Below are 7,018 nucleotides of genomic sequence, written 5' to 3'. Positions count from 1 at the left end.
ACCCGCGATGTCTCACCCCAGAATAGCTCGTTAATCGTACCTCGTATTAACATACCCTCCGCCAACACGACGAGGGCCGGCGTTTCTCGTATCTAACCGCCGTCGGCACCGAATTCCCGGTGCCGACACGATGGTTAACCAGAACGTAGAGGAGGGGTCCTCGGGTAAACCGGCTACTAATACGGCTTGTCCGGCTTCGGCCGGACGAGGAGGAGGAGTGACCGATGAGCAACACACGGATGCGCGGGGCCGGGGCCTACTGGCCGACGACCGGACTGCTCGGCCGGGTCGGCGAGGCCGATCGCCGAGTCCTGCTGGAGCTCGGCCACGGCGTGGCCTACCCGGCCGGTCAGATCACCATCCGCGAGGCCGACACCTCGGACTTCTCGCTGCTCCTGATCGGCGGCACGGTGAAGGTCACCGCGCACGCACAGGACGGTCGGGACGCACTGCTGGCCGTGCGGATGGCCGGGGACCTCGTCGGGGAGTTCGCCGGGATCGACGGTCAGCCGCGCATCGGCACCGTGACCGCCTGCGGCCGGGTGCTGGCCCGCTACATCCTGCCCACCGAACTGCTGGCGTGCACGAAGCAGCACCCCGCCATCGGGCTCGCACTCAACGCGAGCGTGGTGGCTAAGCTGCGCACGGCGACCAGCCGGATCGTCGACTTCACCGGTTGCGACGTGCTCGGGCGGCTGGCCAGGATCCTGCACCACCTCGCCGTCACCTACGGGCGCCCCGGCCGCAACGAAGCCCATCTCCCGCTGTCGCAGCCGGAGATGGCCACGCTGGTCGGCGCCGCGGAGTCGTCGATCCACAAGGCCCTGCGGGCCCTGCGGGAGTCGGGCGCGGTCGTCACGGGCTACCGCAGGATCACGATCCTCGACCTGGACCACCTCGCCCGGATCGCCGCCGCGGCCGAACCGGCCGGTTCACGGGCGATCTCACCAAACAGGTAAAAGCGCCGGGTTCCGACGACGGGTCGGCGCCAGCATGACCGAGTGCCGGAACCCGAGCGTTGGAGAGGACCGGAGAAACAGATGCCAGAGAACAACGGTCCTCCGGACGGCTCCACGCGAATCCGGGCGGGCGACGTGTCCGGAACGATGATCGTCGGCAACCGGAACACCGTGACCAACCTCAACATCACCACCGGACACGGTTCGGCCATCACCGTGAACGCGGGGCCTCCGCCCAACCCGGTCAAACGTCAGCCGATCTCCCACCTGCCGCGTTCCGCCGCCGATCCGCTGATCGGCCGGGAACGGGAGCTCCAGGCACTGCAACAGGCCATCGGGGCACGCCAGTTGGTGCAGATCTGGGGCGCCTCCGGGGTCGGCAAGAGTGCGCTGCTGCGCCACCTCGCCCGCACCCTGCCGCGCGGACCCGAAGGCGCGGCCTACATCGAAGCCGGCGGCCGGACGGCCGACGACCTCGCGCAGGCGATCTTCGACATCAGCTTCGACGCACCGAACTACAAGCCGTCGCTGGAGGTGCTGAAGGAGCACCTGAAGACCCTGCGGCTGCGGATCTACCTGGACGACGCGGGACTCGACGAGAAGGACCTGCACCGGCTCTTCGACCTGGCCGAGCACTCCACGTTCGTCTTCACCTCGCAACGCCGGTCGTCGGTCACCGGCGTCCACCCGATCCGACTCGACGGACTGGCGGCCCCGGCAGGGGTGGTCCTGGTCCAGACGGTCCTGGCCCGCGCGCTGCGGCCCGACGAAGCGCGGACCGTGACGGCGCTGTGCGACGCCCTGCACGGCAATCCGCTCCGACTGCGGCGCATCGCCCTGTCGGCCGCGACCGGCAAGGGCCTGCCGGGCATCGCCGATCTCCCCGCGCTCCTTCCCGCGCTGCTCAACAGGCTCCGGCCGGAGGAGCGGGACCTGCTGTACCTGCTCGGCTCGCTCTCCGGCGCCGAGTTGGCCGCCCGGCAGCTCAACGCCCTGCTCAGCCGGACGGACAGCGACGCGCTCGCCAGCGGGCTGGTGCGGCACGGCCTGCTGGTCGCCTCGGAAACCGGCTACGGGTGTCCGCCGGACGTCGCCGAGTGCGTGCTCAAGAGCCGGATGACGCAGTACCCCGCCGCGCCGCTCTGCCGGGCGCTCACCGCGTGGGTCCAGTCGCGGGAGACCACCCCGGACGAGGTCGCGGCCCACTTCCAGGCCCTGGACGTCGCGGTACTGGGAGCGGAGAGCAGCGGACAGGCGCAGCTCGGCGTGGAGTTGGCCCGTGCCGCCTCGCCGAAACTGGCGCTCTCCCGGCAGTTCGACGCGTGGGGCAGCCTCCTCGGAGCCGGCTGGGCCGCCGCGAAGAGCGCGGGAGACCGCGCGGGCGAGGAGTTCTTCCTGGGGGAGGCGCGCACCCGCCGCAAGGCGATCGGCCGGGCGGCACTGACGACGACCCTGGTGCTGGAGGCGGGGGCGCTCTGGCAGGAACTCGCCGCCCTGCAAGCGCACTCGGTGGCTCACCAGGCCGCCACGACGACGATCACCGCCGTGCCGCCGATCGACCCGGCCACCACGGCACACGCCATCGGCCAGTCCCCGCTGATCACGCACCCGGTGGTCAGCCCGCCGACGGTCACCCACCCCGTCGTCCAGCCGGTCGTCCAGCCGCCGGCCGTCACCCACCCGGTCGTCCAACCACCGACCGTCACCCACCCCGTCGTCCAACCACCGCCCGTCACCCACCCGGTCGTCCAGCCGCCGGCCGTCACCCACCCCGTCCCCGCCTCCGGCGCTCCGGCGCCCGTGCACCCGCCGGGCACACCGCACGTGATCGACCTGTCCCAGTCCGCCCAACAGCCCCCGCCCGGGGGCCATGTGGCCGGCGCACACTCCCCCTCGCAGGCGGCGCCGCACCGAATCGACCTCTCGGGGACGCACCATCCGCACACCGCGAGCGCCACCACCACGTCCAGCACGGGCCACGCGGTCACCACCGCCGGCGCAGTGGCTGCCAAGGCCGGAGCAGCCCTCGCCGTCGCCTGCGTGGTCGGCGCCGCAGCCGTAATCGGCGTGGGCGCCATGGTCTACACCCAGAACCAGTCGGACCAGGCTACGCCGACCCAGGTCACCTACCCACCGATCCCGACCCGGCCGGTCTACACCCCCAAGCCGCCGATCCCTGCCCCCGTCGTCACACCGGACCCCGTCGATCCCGTGTGCGCAGCGGTGGCACCGGAATTGGGAAAAGAGATCCAGCAGCACAACGCCGACCTGACCGCCGTTCACAGCGCCCTCGACTCGTACAACAACGCCGTAGCCGCGTACAACTCACGACGGACCTCCACCGTTCCCGACGACAGCACGGTGAAATCCCGTATCGACATCATCCTCAAAGACCTGCGCACCAGCGAGTCCACGTTGCGGGGAGCCCTATCGCAAGCGCGGGACGGATCCGTGGTATCCGACCTCAAGGGCCTTCTGACCGCTAGCCAGCAGGAGGAGAACCAGTTCCGCTCGTTTCGGAACCATCCGTCCGGTGCCACGATCGACACGAATAGCCAGGCGTCGGCATATAACTCGGCCTGGCGCAGCCTGGTAACCCACTGCGGAGGCTGACCTCCACAGGACCAACCGAGAAAGGCCGACCATGCCTACGGAATCCACCCCCGGCACCATCCACGCCGGAGACGTCTCCGGCACCTTCATCGTGGGCGACAACAACCACGTGACGAACACGAAGCATCACCCCGAGCAGCCGCAGCCCCAACCGCGCCAGCAGAACTCGGCCGAGGACCAGGCAGCCGTCTTCGCCGTGGAACACGGCACCATGCACGTCACCTACAACCACAACGCCGAAGCCGCGCCCGAGACGGAGGCCTGAGCAACGCGTCAACCCTGATCGGCCAGCAACTCCAAGTCCTGGGCGTTCAGCGTCGCCGTCTTCAGCAGTTCCCTGATCAGGTTGACGCTGAGCGTCGAGCCGACCGGCTCGCCGACCTCGTCGCGCGTCAGTCCGCGCACGCCCCGTCGGCGCAGCCGTTCGCGCACGTCCTCGACCGTGTTGGCGACCGACTTGTGGGTCCAGAACTTGGTCACGTGGGGCGAGGCGTTGACCAGCCGGGCGGTCTCCTCCCAGGCCGACGGGAGCGGGAAGGCGTCCTGGCCCTCCAGGTAGCGCCGGGCGAGCGCGGTGAGCACCAGCCGCTCCTGGAGGGAGAGCAGGTAGACCGTCTCGGGGGCCGCGGTATCGGCGCTGCTCGTGGAACGGGGGTGCAGGTCGTCCCCGTCCACGACGCGGACCTCCACCAGGTGGGACCGCCGCTTGGACGAGTTGATCACCAGCGGGGTGTACCCGGGCCCGATGATCCGCTTGTGGCTGGTGAGCATCAGCACGCCGTCGGGCAGTTCGATCGGCAGATTGCCGGTGTTGACCAGCCACCAGTCGCCGTCGGTGCCGGCGCAGGTGAAGACGCCGTGCCGACGGCTGACGGTCGGGTCGTCGACACCGACCGGTACGTGCACGTCCTCGCGGTCGCGCCCGAACAGCAAGGTGTACCGGCGCGGCGGCACGGCGTACCCACCCTCCGGGCCGAGCACGAAGATCGTCCCGGGTGGCGCCGAGGGCACTCTGCCGGAAGGACTGCCCGGCGGCAGCATCTGGGGTGGGAAGTTTTCGTACGCCATCTCACATACCTCCGCCTCGGGTCGCGCCAGTGTATGAGCGCACCGGGAGGACCAGTCCTCCTGCGAGCATGCGGCGTGCCGAGCTTGCGGAACCACCAACTCCGCTTGTCCGGAGTGGACTTGCCCGATAGCCTGCCCGCCGTGAGCGAGATCAGCCGGCGAGCTGCTGCGATCGACAGCGTGGTCGCCGAACCACTCGGTCCGGGCGATCCGCAGGAGATCGGCAGCTTCAGCATCATCGGCCTGCTCGGCACCGGCGGCATGGGCGAGGTCTACCTCGGGGTCTCGGACAGGGGCTACGCCGCTGTCAAGCTCGTCCGGCCGCGGCTGGTCCCCGGCGAGCGCTTCGAACGAGAGGTCGGCATCCTCTACCGTGTGCCGCTCGGAGTCGGACCGCGGGTGCTGGCGAGCGACGCCACTCCGGAACGCCCGTGGTTCGCCACCGAGTACGTCCCCGGGCTCACGGTGGACGAGGCGGTCCGGCTGCACGGCCCGCTGCCCGCCGAGGCGCTGTGGCTACTGCTGGCCGAGACAGCCGCTCAACTGCGGGCCGTACACGCGTCCCGGATCGCGCACCGCGACATCAAACCCGCCAACGTCATGCTGGTGCACGACGGCGTGAAGCTGATCGACTTCGGCATCGCGCGCGCCGCGGACCAGGCGAGGCTCACCAGGAGCGGTGGCAGCTACGGAACGCAGGGCTTCTCGGCACCGGAACAGCAGACCGGGGAGGAGGACGTGGCAGCGCCCGCGGACGTCTACTCGCTCGCGGCGCTCCTGCTCTACGCCGCCTCGGGTCGCACGCCCGGCGCCGCCCCCGACGTGGAGCCGCTGCGCGCCGTGGACGCCGACCTCGCCGCCCTCCTCGGGCCCTGTCTCGCCGCCGACCCCGGAGCACGCCCCACCGCCGACGAGATCGTCCTGGCGACGCGCACGCACCGGCTCGCCCCTCCCCCGTCCTGGCCGCCCGAGGTCATGTCACGCATCGGCGCTCGACGTGCGTTCGCCGAAACGCCCGTCGGCAAGCTGGAGACCGTCCCGCCACCGGATACGAGCACGGACCCGAAGCCCGACGTCGGGCCCGCACCCCTCGCATCACCTCGCCGCCCGCGCAAGCACCTGTTCCTGTTGCCGATCGCCGCGGCGACCGCCCTCGGCGCGGTCGCGGTGTTCGTCCTCAGCCCGTCCACCTCCCCGCAGCACCACGACGCGCAGGAGTCCGGCGGCGTGCAGGTCGCCGTCGAGCCCTTGGCCGGGACGACGCAAGGACCCTCCGCGAGCCCGAGCGCCTCGATCTCCGCCACCGCCACCGCCACCGCCGAACCCTCTCCCCCGCCTTCAACCGCCCCGGCCGCCACCACGCGGGCACCCTCCCCGAGCCTGCGGCCCTCGACCTTCGCTGCCGCCAAACCCGCTACCCAGCCCCCGACCACCCCGCCTGGCGAAACGGCCACCCCGCCGAGCACGGCCACCGCCGCACCCTCAACGGCCGCCCCCAGCCCCACCTCGTCATCGATCCGCGGCATCAACGGCAGCGACGACCCGGCACAGGTCAAGGGCTCCGAGGCGGACACCGACTGGCTCGGCCCCACCGCCGCCTGTTCCGCCTGGCTGGACGACAACGGCTCCGGCTCGCTCGCGGGCGTGCTCAACACCTCCCTGACCCAGACCTGCGTCGCCGAGCTCGCCCGCAGCGACGGCATCACGTACACCTTCCGCGCCTCCGTGGGCGCCGCGAAGACGAGCTTCGTCCCGGACATCGGCTACACGATGTGGATCTGCGTGTGGAACGCGAACAACCGATCCGGCGAGCAGTGCTCCGCCCGCTTCGGCATGAACGGCACCACCCCGGTCCGCCGGTGAAACGAGGCTTCCGCAAGGAGCACTCCCGGGCCACCACGCCCAGCCGCCCGCAGGCCCACAGCTCCCCCGCGAGCACCGCCTGACCCGAACGGGCCAGGTGGGCAGGGCCGGATGACTCGGATGCCCCAGCCGGCGGGCGGAGCAACCGGGTTGGCCCTACGGTGCGGTGCGAGGGGGTCACCTGAACGGAAGGCTGTTACAGGCATGGCTGGAAAGTTCGAGCTGTACAAGGACGAGAGCGGGATGCACCGCTTCCGACTCAAGGCGAGCAACGGGACGGTCATCGTCACCGGGGACCCGCACGAGAGCAAGGACGAGTGCCTCAGGAGCATCGAGTCGCTCCGCAAGCTCGCGCCGTACGCGGAGCTCAAGGAGGCGGCCGGGTCGCACTGAGGCGGCGCGGTGCGGGCGCGGGGGGGGGGGGGGACAACAACAACAACCAACGCCGGTGCGAACCAAACACTGGGGGACCTGCCCCACCGGCGGAGTCCAAACACCAGCCAACACGAACGGAG

At 70.8% G+C, this 7,018-nt stretch carries 6 protein-coding genes; 5 read left to right on the top strand and 1 reads right to left on the bottom strand.

All coding sequences use genetic code 11. The features are described from left to right. Positions 1-224: 224 nt before the first annotated feature. From ACFV6I_RS32570 to ACFV6I_RS32560, 3 genes are all read left to right on the top strand, one after another. The gene (locus ACFV6I_RS32570) at positions 225-959 is read left to right on the top strand and encodes a Crp/Fnr family transcriptional regulator (RefSeq protein ID WP_063350279.1); all 735 of its coding nucleotides are present in this window, start codon (positions 225-227) and stop codon (positions 957-959) included. Positions 960-1,040: 81 nt separating this feature from the next. Beyond that, positions 1,041-3,572 carry a hypothetical protein gene (locus ACFV6I_RS32565; RefSeq protein WP_380429242.1) on the top strand — a complete coding sequence of 844 codons (2,532 nt, stop codon included), beginning with the start codon at positions 1,041-1,043 and terminating at the stop codon, positions 3,570-3,572. A gap of 31 nt (positions 3,573-3,603) precedes the next feature. After that, on the top strand, positions 3,604-3,837 hold the full coding sequence (locus ACFV6I_RS32560; protein WP_363370948.1) for a hypothetical protein: 234 nt from the start codon (positions 3,604-3,606) through the stop codon (positions 3,835-3,837). Between the two features lie 8 nt (positions 3,838-3,845). Here ACFV6I_RS32560 and ACFV6I_RS32555 read toward each other — a convergent pair whose 3' ends face one another. Further along, positions 3,846-4,640 (bottom strand): FHA domain-containing protein, encoded by a 795-nt coding sequence (locus ACFV6I_RS32555; RefSeq protein ID WP_380429239.1) that lies wholly within the window; start codon positions 4,638-4,640, stop codon positions 3,846-3,848. 141 nt (positions 4,641-4,781) lie between these two features. Between ACFV6I_RS32555 and ACFV6I_RS32550 the strand changes: the two genes are divergently transcribed. Both ACFV6I_RS32550 and ACFV6I_RS32545 read left to right on the top strand, forming a co-directional pair. Then, positions 4,782-6,503: a protein kinase gene (locus tag ACFV6I_RS32550; RefSeq protein ID WP_380429237.1), complete on the top strand. Its 1,722-nt coding sequence runs from the start codon at positions 4,782-4,784 to the stop codon at positions 6,501-6,503. A 204-nt stretch (positions 6,504-6,707) separates the two neighbouring features. After that, positions 6,708-6,896, top strand: coding sequence for a DUF1508 domain-containing protein (locus ACFV6I_RS32545; protein WP_063350276.1), 189 nt, complete (start codon positions 6,708-6,710; stop codon positions 6,894-6,896). The last annotated feature ends 122 nt before the right edge of the window (positions 6,897-7,018 follow it).

It is taken from the genome of Kitasatospora sp. NPDC059803 (genome assembly GCF_042732255.1).
Classification (GTDB): Bacteria; Actinomycetota; Actinomycetes; order Streptomycetales; family Streptomycetaceae; genus Kitasatospora.
This window is presented reverse-complemented; position numbering and strand designations above follow the sequence as displayed.